This is a genomic window from Marinimicrobium sp. UBA4509 (genome assembly GCF_002388575.1).
In the GTDB taxonomy this organism is placed as follows: domain Bacteria; phylum Pseudomonadota; class Gammaproteobacteria; order Pseudomonadales; family Cellvibrionaceae; genus Marinimicrobium; species Marinimicrobium koreense.
In genome coordinates this window covers 105,236-118,799 of the sequence record NZ_DGMV01000060.1, presented here as the reverse complement: position 1 = coordinate 118,799, position 13,564 = coordinate 105,236, and the positions used below count along the sequence as shown (strand labels likewise).

14 protein-coding genes are annotated in these 13,564 nt (G+C 61.1%); all 14 read left to right on the top strand.

Going from position 1 to position 13,564, the window contains the following annotated elements; genetic code table 11:
- Positions 1–1,685, top strand: a 1,685-nt coding sequence (locus B3520_RS11860) for a glycoside hydrolase family 97 protein (RefSeq protein WP_286876114.1), incomplete at its 5' end; no start/stop codon positions are given.
- Between the two features lie 178 nt (positions 1,686–1,863).
- Complete coding sequence (locus B3520_RS11855; protein ID WP_286806035.1) at positions 1,864–3,729, top strand: RICIN domain-containing protein; 1,866 nt, start codon at positions 1,864–1,866, stop codon at positions 3,727–3,729.
- Positions 3,730–4,230: 501 nt separating this feature from the next.
- Positions 4,231–4,965, top strand: coding sequence for a FadR/GntR family transcriptional regulator (locus B3520_RS11850; protein WP_286806033.1), 735 nt, complete (start codon positions 4,231–4,233; stop codon positions 4,963–4,965).
- A 91-nt stretch (positions 4,966–5,056) separates the two neighbouring features.
- The gene (gene nrdR / locus B3520_RS11845; protein ID WP_024462391.1) at positions 5,057–5,557 is read left to right on the top strand and encodes a transcriptional regulator NrdR; all 501 of its coding nucleotides are present in this window, start codon (positions 5,057–5,059) and stop codon (positions 5,555–5,557) included.
- 4 nt (positions 5,558–5,561) lie between these two features.
- Positions 5,562–6,677 carry a bifunctional diaminohydroxyphosphoribosylaminopyrimidine deaminase/5-amino-6-(5-phosphoribosylamino)uracil reductase RibD gene (ribD, locus tag B3520_RS11840; protein ID WP_286806032.1) on the top strand — a complete coding sequence of 372 codons (1,116 nt, stop codon included), beginning with the start codon at positions 5,562–5,564 and terminating at the stop codon, positions 6,675–6,677.
- A 134-nt stretch (positions 6,678–6,811) separates the two neighbouring features.
- Positions 6,812–7,471, top strand: a complete 660-nt coding sequence (locus B3520_RS11835) for a riboflavin synthase (RefSeq protein ID WP_286806031.1) — start codon at positions 6,812–6,814, stop codon at positions 7,469–7,471.
- 64 nt (positions 7,472–7,535) lie between these two features.
- Entirely contained in the window at positions 7,536–8,654 is a 1,119-nt protein-coding gene (ribBA, locus tag B3520_RS11830; protein ID WP_286806029.1) for a bifunctional 3,4-dihydroxy-2-butanone-4-phosphate synthase/GTP cyclohydrolase II, read from the top strand.
- Between the two features lie 49 nt (positions 8,655–8,703).
- Entirely contained in the window at positions 8,704–9,174 is a 471-nt protein-coding gene (ribE, locus tag B3520_RS11825) for a 6,7-dimethyl-8-ribityllumazine synthase (RefSeq protein WP_024462395.1), read from the top strand.
- 2 nt (positions 9,175–9,176) lie between these two features.
- Positions 9,177–9,623 (top strand): transcription antitermination factor NusB, encoded by a 447-nt coding sequence (nusB, locus tag B3520_RS11820; RefSeq protein ID WP_024462396.1) that lies wholly within the window; start codon positions 9,177–9,179, stop codon positions 9,621–9,623.
- A 155-nt stretch (positions 9,624–9,778) separates the two neighbouring features.
- Entirely contained in the window at positions 9,779–10,747 is a 969-nt protein-coding gene (gene thiL, locus B3520_RS11815) for a thiamine-phosphate kinase (protein ID WP_286806027.1), read from the top strand.
- Entirely contained in the window at positions 10,747–11,232 is a 486-nt protein-coding gene (locus tag B3520_RS11810) for a phosphatidylglycerophosphatase A family protein (RefSeq protein ID WP_286806026.1), read from the top strand. Before thiL ends, B3520_RS11810 begins: the two co-directional genes overlap by 1 nt.
- Positions 11,233–11,271: 39 nt before the next feature.
- Positions 11,272–11,910, top strand: a complete 639-nt coding sequence (gene ribA / locus B3520_RS11805; RefSeq protein WP_286806024.1) for a GTP cyclohydrolase II — start codon at positions 11,272–11,274, stop codon at positions 11,908–11,910.
- A complete protein-coding gene (dapB, locus tag B3520_RS11800) occupies positions 11,907–12,713 on the top strand; it encodes a 4-hydroxy-tetrahydrodipicolinate reductase (protein WP_286876112.1) in 807 nt (268 codons plus the stop codon). The genes ribA and dapB overlap by 4 nt, the downstream gene beginning before the upstream one ends.
- Positions 12,714–12,749: 36 nt before the next feature.
- Complete coding sequence (locus tag B3520_RS11795) at positions 12,750–13,532, top strand: endonuclease/exonuclease/phosphatase family protein (protein WP_286876110.1); 783 nt, start codon at positions 12,750–12,752, stop codon at positions 13,530–13,532.
- The last annotated feature ends 32 nt before the right edge of the window (positions 13,533–13,564 follow it).

Genomic DNA, 13,564 nt, shown 5'->3' with positions numbered 1-13,564 from the left:
ACGAGCCGGCACTGGTGGAAGACCACTATGAAATGCACCAGGGCAAACAGCTCGACATTCACTATCAGGCCAACGAGCAGACGCTGCGTTTTGCCAACGCCGAGGGTGAGCCCCTGGTGATTCGTCTGCGCGCCTCCGATGACGGCGTGGCCTTTCGCTACGAATTTCCCGGTGAGGGCGCCAAGCGTTTTGAGCGGGAAATCACCTCGTTCGATTTTCCTGCGTCGGCCAAAGCCTGGATGCAGCGCATGCAGGTGGTCAACACCGGCTTCGAAGGCACCAACCCGGCGTACGAAGAACATTACGAAATGGAAATACCGGTAGGCACCGAGTCTCCCACGGAAGCCGGCTGGGTTTTCCCCGCCCTGTTTCACAGCAATGGCGACTGGGTGTTGCTGAGTGAAGTCGGGATGCAGGGCAATTTTCACGCCTCCCGCCTTCAGCCAGAGTCACCGGAAGGGGAATACCGAATTGGCCTGCCGATGGAAGGGGAGGTGTTCAGCGGGGGCGAGCGACTCGCCCATGACACCGGCGCCTTTCACTCGCCCTGGCGCACCATTACGGTCGGTAGCCTGGCCGATATTACCGCCTCCACCATGGGCACCGATCTGGCGGAACCCTCGGTGATTGCAGACGCCGACTTTGTTGAGCCGGGGATGGCCAGTTGGAGCTGGGGGCTGCTCAAGGATGAATCGATCACCTACGACATTCAGAAGTGGTACATCGACTACGCGGCTGACATGGACTGGGAATACACCCTCGTGGATGTGAACTGGGACCAGAACATCGGCTACGAGCGCATGCAGGAGCTGGTGGACTATGCCGCGTCCAAAGAGGTGGGGTTGATTCTCTGGTACAACTCCGCTGGAGACTGGAATACCGCGCCCTATACCCCGCGAGACAAGCTGTTGACCCGGGAATCCCGGCGCGCGGAGTTCGCCCGTCTGCAGGCAATGGGTGTGCGTGGTGTCAAAGTGGACTTCTTCCCCGGCGACGGACAGTCCGCCATGGCCTACTATCGGGACATGCTGAAGGATGCCGCCGACTTCGAGCTGATGGTCAACCATCACGGCTCCACCCTGCCGCGCGGCATTCAGCGGACTTTCCCGAACATGATGACCATGGAGTCGGTACACGGCATGGAGATGGTGACGTTCTTTCAGGAAACCGCCGATAAAGAACCCAGCCACGCGGCCATGCTGCCCTTTGCCCGCAACGTGTTTGACCCCATGGACTATACGCCCACGGCCTTCAATCATCTGCACAATCCAAAGGTGACCCGCAAGAGCCGAAACGGCATGCAATTGGCGATGCCGGTGGTCTTCGTGTCCGGGCAGACGCACATCGTGGAGACGCCGGACGGCATGGCGAAGGTGCCCGAGTATGTCAGGGCGTTTTTGCGTGATCTTCCCGTAGTGTGGGACGAGTCCCGCCTGCTGACGGGCTATCCGGGTAAGCATGCGGTTTTTGCCCGGCGCTCTGGCGAGCGCTGGTATATTGCCGGTCTCAACGGCGATAGCGAGCCGAAGTCTCTGGAATTGGACCTGTCCTTTATTGGCGGTGCGGAAGGCACCCTGATCACGGACGGGAACGAGCCCCGATCCTTTGAGCAACGCGCCGTGGAAGCCGGCCCGCTTGAGCTGACCCTGGCACCCGCCGGTGGGTTCGTGGCGGTTTTCGAGTAGGTTTTTCCGCTATTGGTAGTATAAATTATTATAGTATAAACTGTGTGCTTCATCCCGCCCGGCACTGCCGGGCCGGGTTGGCAGGAGAGAGCCGGCGCTAGTGTACCCCGTCACTAATACCGGTCCGTCAAATAAGAGGTGCACAATGAAACACGTTATTACTGGTTGGAGCCGATCGATGGCTCTGATCGCTCTGGCACTGGCCACCCTGGCCGGCTGCGCCACTCAGGGCGACTCCAATTCATCCTCCACCGCCGAGCGCGATGGGACCTTTACCAACCCGCTGTTCCCCAATGGCGCGGACCCCTGGCTGGAATACTGGGACGGTAACTACTACCTGACCACCACCACCTGGACCGCTGAGCTGGTGATGCGCAAGTCTCCGACCCTGGCGGGCCTGGCGGATGCAACCCCGGTCAACATCTGGTCCGATACCGACCCGAAACGCAACGCCAACTTCTGGGCGTTTGAGTTTCACCGTCTGAAGGGCCCCAACGGCTATCGCTGGTACGTCATGTACACCGCTGGTCAGGACGGCACTCTGGATCACCAGCACCTGAACGTGCTTGAGAGTGTGGGAGACGACCCCATGGGCCCCTACGAGTACAAGGCGCCGATCATGCCTGACCAGTGGAACATCGATGGTACCTACCTCAAGCAAGACGGCAAACTGTACCTGCTGTACTCCCAGTGGCACGGTGACGAACAGTTGAACCTGATCACCGAAATGGAAAACCCCTGGACCCTGAAGGAAGGTTCCCCCAAGACCGTTATTACCCGCCCCGAGCTGGACTGGGAAATCAGCGGCCGTAAGGTGACCGAGGCGGCGCAGATTCTTCAGCGCAATGGCCGTACCTTCATGATCTATTCTGCCAGCTACTGCAATACCCCGGACTACAAGCTGGGTATGCTCGAGTTGGTGGGCGATAACCCCCTCAACGCGGATCACTGGAAGCAGTATCCGGAGCCAGTGTTCCAGCGCGGCAATGGCGTCTACGGCCCCGGTCACAACGGCTTCTTCCCCTCGCCGGACGGCACCGAAGACTGGCTGGTGTATCACGGTAATTCCTCCGTTGAGCACGGTTGCAGCTCCACTCGCTCCCTGCGCGCCCAGAAGTTCACCTGGAACGAGGATGGCACCCCGAATTTTGGAGAGCCCATTCCCGAAGGTCAGCCGGTACAGCGCCCCTCGGGTGAAAATGGTCCGCTGGTAACCCGTATTCAGGGGCAGCACTTCCAGATCGTGAATGCCACCACCGACCTGTGCCTGGATATCGCCACCGCACCGGAAGACAACCGCACCCGCCAGGCGGCCTGTAACCCCAACAACGGTCAGTGGGTCATTGACCCGGTCACCGATGGTTATTTCCGTATCGCCAACAACCACGACAGCAAGTTTCTGGAAGTGGAAAACTGCAGCACCGGCGACAATGCTCGGGTACAGCAGGCCGCCTGGCGCAACAACGCCTGCCAGGAATGGAGCCTTGAGACGGGTGATGGTGGCCACAGCGTGATCACCAACCGGGCTACTGGCAAGCCGCTGGCGGTCGCCGGTTGTTCGGCCAATGAAAATCAGTCGGTTCTGCAGCAGAGTGAAGACAGCGTATGCAAGCAGTGGCGCCTGCAACCGATGAATGAAGTGGCCATCATCAGTGAGCAGAGCGGTCGTGTGGTCAGCGTCGCCGGCGATGATGCCAACGTCGAGCAGCACGCCTGGACCTATGGCGACCACCAGAAGTGGCGGTTCAAGCCCACCGATTCCGGTTACTTTGAGCTGAGCCCGAGCAGTGCCGATGATCAGTGTCTGGCGGTGACTGACGAAGCGGTCGTTCCCGGTGCCAATCTGGAAGTGGATGAGTGCGGCTCCAAAACCAGCCAGTGGGGCATCAAGTTCCTCGAGGGTGGTGCAGTCAGCCTGGTGAACCGCTATACCACTGAGGTGGTGGATGTGGCCAACTGCGGCCTGGCCGATGGTACCAATCTGGCCCTCGGCCCCGACCTGGAAAACCGCTGCCAGCGCTTCCATCTGCGTGCGGCGAACTGATTCACTGACGGCACCGCGCAGCGGTGCCAAGCCCTCCCGTAGGTCGGATTAGGCCAAAGGCCGTAATTCGACAGACTCTCAAGGTTTGCAGCTCATTGTCGGATTACGGCCTTTGGCCTAATCCGACCTACCAAGGGGTTGCACTTCTTTTATATTATACTATAATACCAACTATCCAAAGGCGAGCGGGAAATTGGGCCCGTTTGCCGGAGTGACGGTAATCTCTCCTCCAACGACATTACCGGGGTTCATTTGGATTCTCCTTAAGGCTTGGGAATCGCTGAAGTTGACAGGCAGTTCAGTGGTTTCGTGTCTCTCACTCGATGTTGGTTGATATCGAGGTCTCCCTCGCCTCTGTACCGAAAGGTCCAGAGGCTTTTTTTATGGAAGAAAAATCTTTCATAATGTAGTATTATCTGATAATCCCTTTATTGAACTTTGTTGACTAACACGCTACCTTTGCAGGCTTAACGTCAAACCTTAATAACATGGATCCCTGCTATGGCCGTATTTGAACGCAACTTCAACCTTTCCCAGCGTATGACGCAGGAGCTGGGCAAGGCTATCGTGTGCGGTGTTTACCCCAAGGATGAAAGCCTGCCGACCGAGGCGGAGCTGTGTGAACAGTTTGGCGTGAGCCGCACGGCGGTGCGCGAGGCGGTCAAAATGCTCTCGGCCAAGGGGTTGATCTCCAGCCGCCCCCGACAGGGCATACGGATTCTGCCCGAGCAGGAGTGGAACATCTTTGATTCGGACCTGCTGCGCTGGTCTTTGGAAGGTAACCCCTCGCTGCGGGTGCTGCGTGAGTTTCTGCAGATGCGCATTGCCATCGAGCCGGAAGCGGCGTCGCTGGCGGCCCGGTTTGCCGACGATGCGGCCATTGATGCGATCGGCGAGGCGCTCGAAGGGATGCGCGATGCCAAGACCAAGCCGGAAGAGGGGCTTCAGGCGGACATCAATTTTCACGTCAGTATCCTGTTCGCGAGCAAGAACCGCTTCTACATTCGCCTGCGTGACTTCATTCAGACCGCGCTGAACGTCAGTATTCGCCACACCAACGTGATCAAGGGCGACCAGGACGCGATCATCGATGACCATGCGAAGGTCTATAACGCTATCCGCAACCGCAACCCGGAGCGGGCCAAGGCGGCCATGCTGCTGCTGATTGACGAGGCGCTGACCTTTATTGAGGAAGAGCTGGCCGAGGCCGGCGAAACCATCCCCGAGCCGCGCTGAGCTAGGCCGCTCCTACACGACCAATTCTGGGGCGTTAGTGGCAAACTGTGCTAAGATGCGCGCAGTTTGAGAATCCACGAGGCCCCGTGCCATGCACTGTCCTTTCTGCGGCGCTGAAGATACCAAAGTTGTCGATTCCCGCCTGGTGGCCGAAGGCGATCAGGTTCGTCGGCGCCGGCAATGCCTGTCCTGCAATGAGCGGTTTACTACCTACGAGGTGGCCGAGCTGGTGATGCCCCGCATCATCAAGCAGGACGGTACCCGTGAGCCTTTTGATGAAGCCAAACTTCGGGCCGGCCTGCTGCGGGCACTGGAGAAGCGCCCGGTGAGCATCGAATCGATCGAGTCGGCCATCAACCAGATCAAGCACTTTCTCCAGGCCACCGGCGAGCGCGAAGTTCCCTCGCTGAAGGTGGGGGAAAAAGTCATGGAAGAGCTGCGTAAGCTCGACGAAGTGGCCTATGTGCGCTTCGCCTCCGTATACCGTCGCTTCAAGGACCTCAACGAATTCCGCGAGGAGATCGATCGCCTGGAGCGTCACGAGCCTGAGTTCCAGGAGCCAAAGGCCCACGAACCTCAAGACAAAGTTTAACCGCATGCCCCTATCGGACCTCGACAGCCAGATGATGGCGCGCGCCCTGCGTTTGGCTGAGCGCGGCCTGTACACCACCACGCCCAATCCACGGGTGGGCTGCGTGATCGCCCTCAAGGGTGAACCAATCGCCGAGGGTTGGCACCGGCGGGCGGGCGAGGCCCACGCCGAAGTCAATGCCCTGGCGGACGCCGGTGCACGGGCGCAGGGGGCAACGGCTTATGTCACCCTGGAGCCTTGCAATCATACCGGTCGCACCGGCCCCTGCAGTCAGGCGCTGATCGATGCGGGTATTACCCGGGTGGTTTTCGGGATGGAGGACCCCAACCCGAAAGTCGCCGGAGAGGGACTGGAGCGGCTGCGTGCCGCCGGTGTTGAGGTGGACGGTCCGCTGCTGGAAGAGGAGATCCGGGCGCTGAATCCGGGCTTTATCAAGCGCATGGAGCGCGGTCTGCCCTGGGTGCGCTGCAAATTGGCCATGAGCCTGGATGGTCGCACCGCCATGGCCAGTGGCGAAAGCAAGTGGGTGACCGGCCGCCGGGCCCGGGAAGACGTGCAGCGCCTGCGCGCCCGCAGTTGCGTGATCATCAGTGGTATCGATACCGTGCTGATAGACCAGGCCGCACTGACCGTGCGTGCGGACGAATTGAAACTGGATGACGCGGCGGCGATTGCCGAGCGCCAACCGCTGCGGGTGGTCCTCGACTCCCGGGGCCGAATGACCCCCGATGCCCCGCTGCTTCAGCATCCGGGGCCGGTACTGCTGGTTCATGGTGGTGACGTCGCCGATACCGGCTGGCCGGCGCAGGTGGAAACCCTCGAGCTGGCGGGCCGTGACGGACGCATTGACCTGACCGCGCTCCTGCGCGAGCTGGCCCGGCGGGAGTACAACGAAGTATTGGTGGAGTCCGGGGCGACCCTGGCGGGTGCGTTTCTGGGGCAGGGGCTGCTCGATGAGATGATCGTCTATATGGCACCCAAGCTGCTCGGCAGCAACGCCCGACCCTTGTTCCAGTTGCCATTGGATTCCATGGCGGCCCAGTTGCCGCTGAAAATTCACGACATCCGGGCCGTGGGCCACGATTGGCGCATTACCGCCAGCCCGGATCCGGAGGGTTGATAGGCAGAGCCCAGTCCAGAGTTTGCGTAGGTCGGATTAGCACGCAGTGCGTAATCCGACTATTGACGCTCTGACGCACCTTTGTCGGATTACGCGCTATGCGCTAATCCGACCTACGTATTGAGAAGCAAACTATGTTTACGGGAATTATCGAAGCCAAAGGCCGCGTCGCCCGCCTCGAACCCAAAGGCGGCGATCTGCGCCTGTTGATCGAAACCGGCGATCTGCCTTTGGCGGACGTCCAGTTGGGCGACTCCATTGCCACCAACGGCGTCTGCCTGACCGTGGTGGACCTGCCGGGCAGCGGCTACTGGGCCGATGTGTCCGGGGAAACCCTGGCATACACCACCATTGGCCAGTGGGCCACCGGCCAACCGGTGAATCTGGAGAAGGCCCTGACGCCCACCACGCGCCTGGGTGGGCACATCGTCAGCGGCCACGTCGATGGGGTCGGGGAGGTGGTCGAACGCCACGGGGATGCCCGCTCCGAGCGCTTTCGCATCAAGGCGCCGGACAACCTGGCCAAATACATTGCCCATAAGGGCTCAATCACTGTGGACGGCACCAGTCTCACGGTGAACAAGGTCGAGGGGGCGGAGTTCGAGTTGAATATTGTCCCGCACACCCTAAAGTGGACCATCATGGACAGCTACCAGCCCGGCACCCGGGTCAACCTGGAGGTGGATGTGCTGGCACGCTACCTGGAACGGCTATTATTGGGAGAGAAGGCCGCCGACACGAGCGGCGGTGTCACCCTGGATTTTCTCGCCGAGCACGGCTTCACCGGCCGTTGAATGGCAGACGCCGGGCCATTGGCCCGGCTACTGATTGAAGGCACCTCTTTTAACGAAGGTCATTATGGAACTGAACACGCCGGAAGAACTGATTGACGACCTGCGTCACGGCAAGATGATCATCCTGATGGATGACGAAGATCGCGAGAATGAAGGCGACCTGATCATGGTGGCCGATCAGGTGCGGGCGGAGGACATCAACTTCATGTCCACCCACGCCCGGGGCCTGATCTGCCTGACCCTGACTCCGGAGCGCTGCCAGCAACTGGGCCTGCCCCTGATGGTTTCGGATAATCAGGCCCGCTATTCCACCAACTTCACCGTCTCCATCGAGGCGGCGGAGGGGGTCACGACCGGCATTTCGGCGGCGGACCGGGCGCGCACCGTGCGGGTGGCGGTCAGTGCCGACGCCAAGCCCCGGGATATTGTTCAACCCGGGCATATCTTTCCGATCATGGCCCAGCCCGGTGGCGTGATGAGCCGCGCCGGGCACACCGAAGCCGGCTGCGATCTGGCCCGCCTGGCGGGATTTGAGCCGGCGGCGGTGATTGTCGAGATCATGAATGCCGATGGCTCCATGGCCCGCCGCCCGGACCTGGAAGCCTTTGCCCAGACACACAACCTGAAAATCGGTACCATAGCGGACCTGATTCACTACCGCTCGGTAAAGGAAAAAACCGTCGAGTGCATCAACCGTCGCCAGGTGGACACCGAGTACGGCCCCTTTGAGCTGCGCACCTATCGCGATCTGGCCCGGGGTGACCTGCATTTTGTCATGCTCAAAGGGCATGTCGATCCGGCGGAGCCCACCTTGGTGCGGGTTCATGTCATGGACGTGGCGAAGGACCTGATTGGTCTCAAGCGCCCCGGCGATGCCGGCAAGCACTCCTGGAATTACCGCGATGCGCTGAAAACCATCAGCGAGGCCGGGCAGGGGGTGCTGGTGCTGATCTGTCACGACGAAAGCACCGCCCAGGTAGAAGAGAGCATCGACTGGATGCTCTCCGGTAAACAGCCGGTGCGCAGCCCGGATCAGGTGTACAAACAGGTGGGTACCGGCTCCCAGATCCTGCGGGATCTGGGGGTGCGCAAGATGCGCCTGATGTCGGCGCCCATGCGCTTTACCGCCCTGTCCGGGTTCGACCTGGAAATTGTTGAACATCTCGAGCCGGGCAGCCAGTAGGGCAGCCGGGCCGGAACACGATCAATCGATTGAAGAAAGAGAATCCTCTATGAGTCAGATCAAGGTTATTGAAGGCGATTTCGCCGCAAGCGAAGGCCGCTACGCATTGTTGGTCAGCCGCTGGAACAGTTTTGTGGTCGAAAGCCTGAAAGAGGGCGCGCTGGACACCCTGCGTCGCCACGGTATCAAGGACGATCAGGTCACCATCTACTACGCCCCCGGCGCGTTTGAGTTCCCGTTGGCCGCCCAGCGCATTGCCGCCAAGGGTGAGTTCGACGCGATCATCGCCCTGGGTGCGGTCATTCGCGGTGGTACGCCGCACTTCGATTACGTCGCCGGTGAATGCACCAAAGGTTTGGCTCAGGTATCCCTGAACGCCAATGTGCCGATCACCTTCGGGGTGCTGACTGTCGACACCATCGAGCAGGCGATTGAGCGCTCCGGTACCAAAGCGGGCAACAAGGGCGTGGAAGCCGCCACGACCGCGCTGGAAATGGTTTCACTGCTGGGAAGAATCTGATCATGGCCGATAGCAAAGCCCCCACACCGGCCGCTCGCCGCAAAGCGCGCCACTACGCCATGCAGGGTCTGTATCAGTGGCAGATGGCCGGCGCGAACCTCAATGCCATCGAGGCGGAGTTTCGCACCGATAACGACATGACCAACGTCGATGTCGACTACTTCCACGAGCTGCTGCACGGTGTGCCGCAGTTTCTGGGCGAAGTGGAAGCGGTATTTACGCCGCACCTGCAGGAGCGCAGCTCCGACGAGCTGGACCCGGTCACCCAGGCCCTGCTTCGCCTGGCCTGCTACGAGTTCAAATACCGGATTGATGTGCCCTATAAAGTGGTCATCAACGAAGCGGTATCCCTGGCGAAAAAGTTCGGCGCGGCAGAGAGCCACAAGTTCATCAACGGCGTGCTCGACAAGGCCGCCAACGATATCCGGGCCATCGAAAAACGCGCCTGATTGCGGTGGGAATCGGTGGATGACGGGGCTTTGCCCCTTATCCACCCTACCATGACCTTGGCACGTTCGTTCCCGTAGGGGCAGAGCGCAGCGAACAAACTGGGCATCCACCATAACTCACCACCACTAAACCTTACTCCAAACCGACTCAAACCATGGGTGAATTCGAACTGATCCGCCACTACTTCCAACAACACAGCGCCGAGTCCACCCCGGCGTCGGTGCTGTTGGGCGTGGGCGACGATGCCGCCTTGCTGCAACCCCCGGCGGGAGAAGCGCTGGCGGTCTCGGTCGATACCCTGGTCAGCGGCGTTCACTTTCCGGACGATGCGCCCGCGGAGGAAATCGCCCAGCGGGCCCTGCGGGTCAACCTCAGCGACCTGGCCGCCATGGGGGCGACGCCGCTCTGGTTTACCCTGGCGCTGACCCTCCCCGAGGCCTCCGATGACTGGCTGCGGGATTTCAGCCGCGGCCTGTTCGAAGTGGCCGAGGCTTATGGTATTTCTCTGGTCGGCGGCGATACCACCAAGGGGCCGCTGACCATTACCGTTCAGGTGATGGGCTCGGTAGCGCCGGGGCTGGCCCTGCGTCGGGACGGCGCCAGTGCCGGGGATTATGTGCTGGTCACCCACACGCTGGGAGACTCTGCCGCGGGCTTGGCGAGCCTGCAAGGGCGTCTGGAAAAGGCGGTCAGTGAGGATGTCAGCGCTTACTTACAGGAGCGCTATTGGCGGCCCACGCCCCGGCTGGAAGCCGCCGCGCAACTCGCGGGTATCGCCAGTGCCGCGCTGGATATCTCCGATGGCCTGCTGGCCGATCTGGGGCATATCTGCGCGGCCAGCGACCTGAGCGCCGAGCTCTTTATCGAAGAACTGCCCCTTTCGCCAGCGCTGCAAAATGCCACCAGTCTGGATCAGGCCCGCCAGTGGGCGCTGACCGGCGGCGATGACTACGAGCTGTGCTTCACGGTACCGGAGAGCCGGATGCCCGAACTGGGCGCCCTGATCGGCACCGGTGCCCTTCAGGCCACCGTAGTGGGTCGCCTTGGAACCGGTAGCGGCGTACACTGCACGCTGCACGGCGAACCCTACGATTCACAACAAAGCGGCTATACCCATTTCTGATGTCCAAGCCTGAATACCCCAGCGTCGCCACCGTCCTGCGCAACCCGGACCACCTGTTTGCCTTTGGTTTTGGCAGTGGCCTGCTGCGTCCGGCCTCCGGTACTTTTGGCACGGTGGCGGCCATTCCCATCTTCTGGTTGATTCAGGACCTGTCCGTACCCATCTATTCACTGTGGCTGATCGTGACCTTCGCCATGGGCGTTTATTGGTGCGAACGCAGCTCCAAGGCGCTGGGGGTGCACGACCACGGTGGTATTGTCTGGGATGAAATGGTCGGCTACTGGCTCACCATGTTCCTGGCGCCGGCCGGCTGGCTGTGGATGCTGCTCGGCTTCGTCCTGTTCCGGATCTTTGATGTGATCAAACCCTGGCCCATCAACTGGCTGGATCGCCGGGTGCACGGCGGCTTTGGCATCATGATCGATGATGTGCTCGCGGCGGTGTATGCCTGGATCATCCTGCAGACCGTGGCTTACTTTATATAGAATGGCGGGCGTCAGCCCACCCGCTCAAGAGGCAATTGCGTGACCATACGCTTCGTAGAATCTTCCAAACTGCCGACCCCCTGGGGCATGTTCACCATGCACGGCTTCTCCGACGATGGAGCGGACAAGGAGCACCTGGTGCTCACCATGGGCGATGTAGGTGACGGCGAACCGGTACTCGCCCGGGTGCACTCCGAGTGCCTGACCGGCGATGCGCTGTTCAGCATGCGTTGCGACTGTGGGCCTCAATTGCAGGCCGCCATGCACAAAATCGCCCTGGAAGGGCGCGGAGTGATTTTCTACCTGCGCCAGGAAGGCCGCGGCATCGGCCTGCTCAACAAAATCCGCGCCTACCACCTGCAGGACTGCGGCGCCGATACCGTGGAAGCCAACGAACGCCTGGGTTTTGGCGCCGATATGCGCGACTACAGCATCCTCAAGCCCATGCTGGAGCACCTGGACATCAAGTCACTCAAACTGATGACCAACAACCCGCGCAAGGTCAAAGCCCTGCGGGAAATGGGCATCACCGTGGCGGAACGCATTTCCCACCAGACCGGGCGCAACCCCCACAACGCCCGCTACCTGGAAACCAAGCGAGGCAAGCTCGGCCATCTGTTCGAAGAGGGCGACGATAGCTGGACCTCCCAGGAACCACCACCCGAGGAAAATTCATGACCATCAAAATCGCCATCAGCGGCGCTTCTGGCCGCATGGGTAAAGCCCTGATCGAAGCCGTCAGCGCCAATGACGACACCCAGCTGAGCGCCGCCATCGAGCGCCCCGAAAGCACCCTGATCGGCGCCGACGCCGGTGAGTTGGCCGGCATCGGCAAGCTGGGCGTAGCCCTCAGCGGCGATCTGGCGGCGGTGATCGACCAGTTCGACGTTCTGATCGACTTCAGCGCCCCTGCCGCCACCTTGAACAACGCCAAACTCTGCGCCGAACATGGCAAAGGTCTGGTCATCGGCACCACCGGTTTTACCGACGAGCAGAAAGCCGAACTGGAAGCGCGGGCCAAAAGCACGGCGCTGTGCATCGCCGCCAACTACAGCACCGGCGTCAACCTGTGCCTGAAGTTGCTCGATATGGCCGCCCGAGTGATGGGTGACGATGTCGATGTGGAAATCTACGAAGCGCACCATCGCCACAAAGTCGACGCGCCCTCGGGCACGGCCCTGCGGATGGGCGAAGTCGTCGCCAACGCCCTGGGGCGCGATCTGAACAAAACCGCCGTGTACGGCCGCGAAGGCCAGACCGGCGCCCGGGATCGCGATACTATCGGCTTTGCCACCGTGCGCGGCGGTGACGTGGTGGGCGATCATACCGTGATGTTCATGGCCGATGGCGAGCGCGTGGAAATCACCCACAAGGCCTCCAGCCGTCAGTCCTTTGCCCGGGGCGCCGTGCGCGCGGCACTGTGGTTGGCGCAGCAAAAGCCCGGACTGTATGACATGCAGGACGTGCTGGATCTGCACTAAGCTTACGATCATGGACGCGGCGCACGAGGCCCATCAATGAGTTGCACCCTGCGCATTCTGACGATGAACACCCACAAGGGCTTCAGCCTGTTCAACCGGCGGTTCATTCTGCCGGAGCTGCGCGAGGCCGTGCGCTCGGTGGGCGCGGATATCGTTTTTCTGCAGGAAGTTCTCGGGGCCCATGAAGGCTGGTCGCGCCGCCTGGGGCATCGCTGGCCCGACGCGGCGCAGTACGAATTTCTGGCCGATACCATCTGGCAGGACTTCGCCTACGGGCGCAACGCCGTCTACCCCAAGGGGCACCACGGCAATGCGCTGCTCAGCAAGTACCCCATCACCCAGTGGGATAATCACGATATTTCCCTGAACCGGTTCGAGCAGCGCGGCATTCTGCACTGCACGCTGGATCTGGTTTCCGAGCCCAAACCCTTGCACGCCATCTGTGTGCACCTGAACCTTCGCGAGCACCATCGCCAGCGTCAGTTGCGTCGGCTGTGTGAACTGGTCAACCGCATACCGGAAGATGAGCCGGTGGTGGTCGCGGGAGATTTCAACGATTGGCGCGGCCGCGCGCAGCGCCTGCTGGCCGAGCAGGCCGGGCTGCGCGAGGTGTTCACCCATGAGTACGGTCGGCCGGCCCGCTCCTTCCCGGCCGCCTGGCCGGTGCTGCGCCTGGACCGAATCTATGTGCGCTCCGCGCGAGGGCATGCGCCGGTGGTGTTACCCCGCAAACCCTGGTCCGGATTGTCGGATCATAAGCCACTACTGGCGGAAATTGAGTTAGAGTGGGAGGATGGTCACTACCGGACGACACCCTGAGGGTGCAATGTCCGCACGTTGACCCCAAACCC

What these genes read in the sequence shown, in the direction of transcription:
- B3520_RS11795 (WP_286876110.1), top strand. Translation starts at nt 12,750, where the DNA reads ATGAGTTGCACCCTGCGCATTCTGACGATGAACACCCACAAGGGCTTC.
- thiL (WP_286806027.1), top strand. Translation starts at nt 9,779, where the DNA reads ATGGGTGAATTCGAACTGATCCGCCACTACTTCCAACAACACAGCGCC.
- ribBA (WP_286806029.1), top strand. Translation starts at nt 7,536, where the DNA reads ATGGAACTGAACACGCCGGAAGAACTGATTGACGACCTGCGTCACGGC.
- ribE (WP_024462395.1), top strand. Translation starts at nt 8,704, where the DNA reads ATGAGTCAGATCAAGGTTATTGAAGGCGATTTCGCCGCAAGCGAAGGC.
- dapB (WP_286876112.1), top strand. Translation starts at nt 11,907, where the DNA reads ATGACCATCAAAATCGCCATCAGCGGCGCTTCTGGCCGCATGGGTAAA.
- nrdR (WP_024462391.1), top strand. Translation starts at nt 5,057, where the DNA reads ATGCACTGTCCTTTCTGCGGCGCTGAAGATACCAAAGTTGTCGATTCC.
- B3520_RS11810 (WP_286806026.1), top strand. Translation starts at nt 10,747, where the DNA reads ATGTCCAAGCCTGAATACCCCAGCGTCGCCACCGTCCTGCGCAACCCG.
- B3520_RS11835 (WP_286806031.1), top strand. Translation starts at nt 6,812, where the DNA reads ATGTTTACGGGAATTATCGAAGCCAAAGGCCGCGTCGCCCGCCTCGAA.
- ribD (WP_286806032.1), top strand. Translation starts at nt 5,562, where the DNA reads ATGCCCCTATCGGACCTCGACAGCCAGATGATGGCGCGCGCCCTGCGT.
- B3520_RS11855 (WP_286806035.1), top strand. Translation starts at nt 1,864, where the DNA reads ATGGCTCTGATCGCTCTGGCACTGGCCACCCTGGCCGGCTGCGCCACT.
- nusB (WP_024462396.1), top strand. Translation starts at nt 9,177, where the DNA reads ATGGCCGATAGCAAAGCCCCCACACCGGCCGCTCGCCGCAAAGCGCGC.
- B3520_RS11850 (WP_286806033.1), top strand. Translation starts at nt 4,231, where the DNA reads ATGGCCGTATTTGAACGCAACTTCAACCTTTCCCAGCGTATGACGCAG.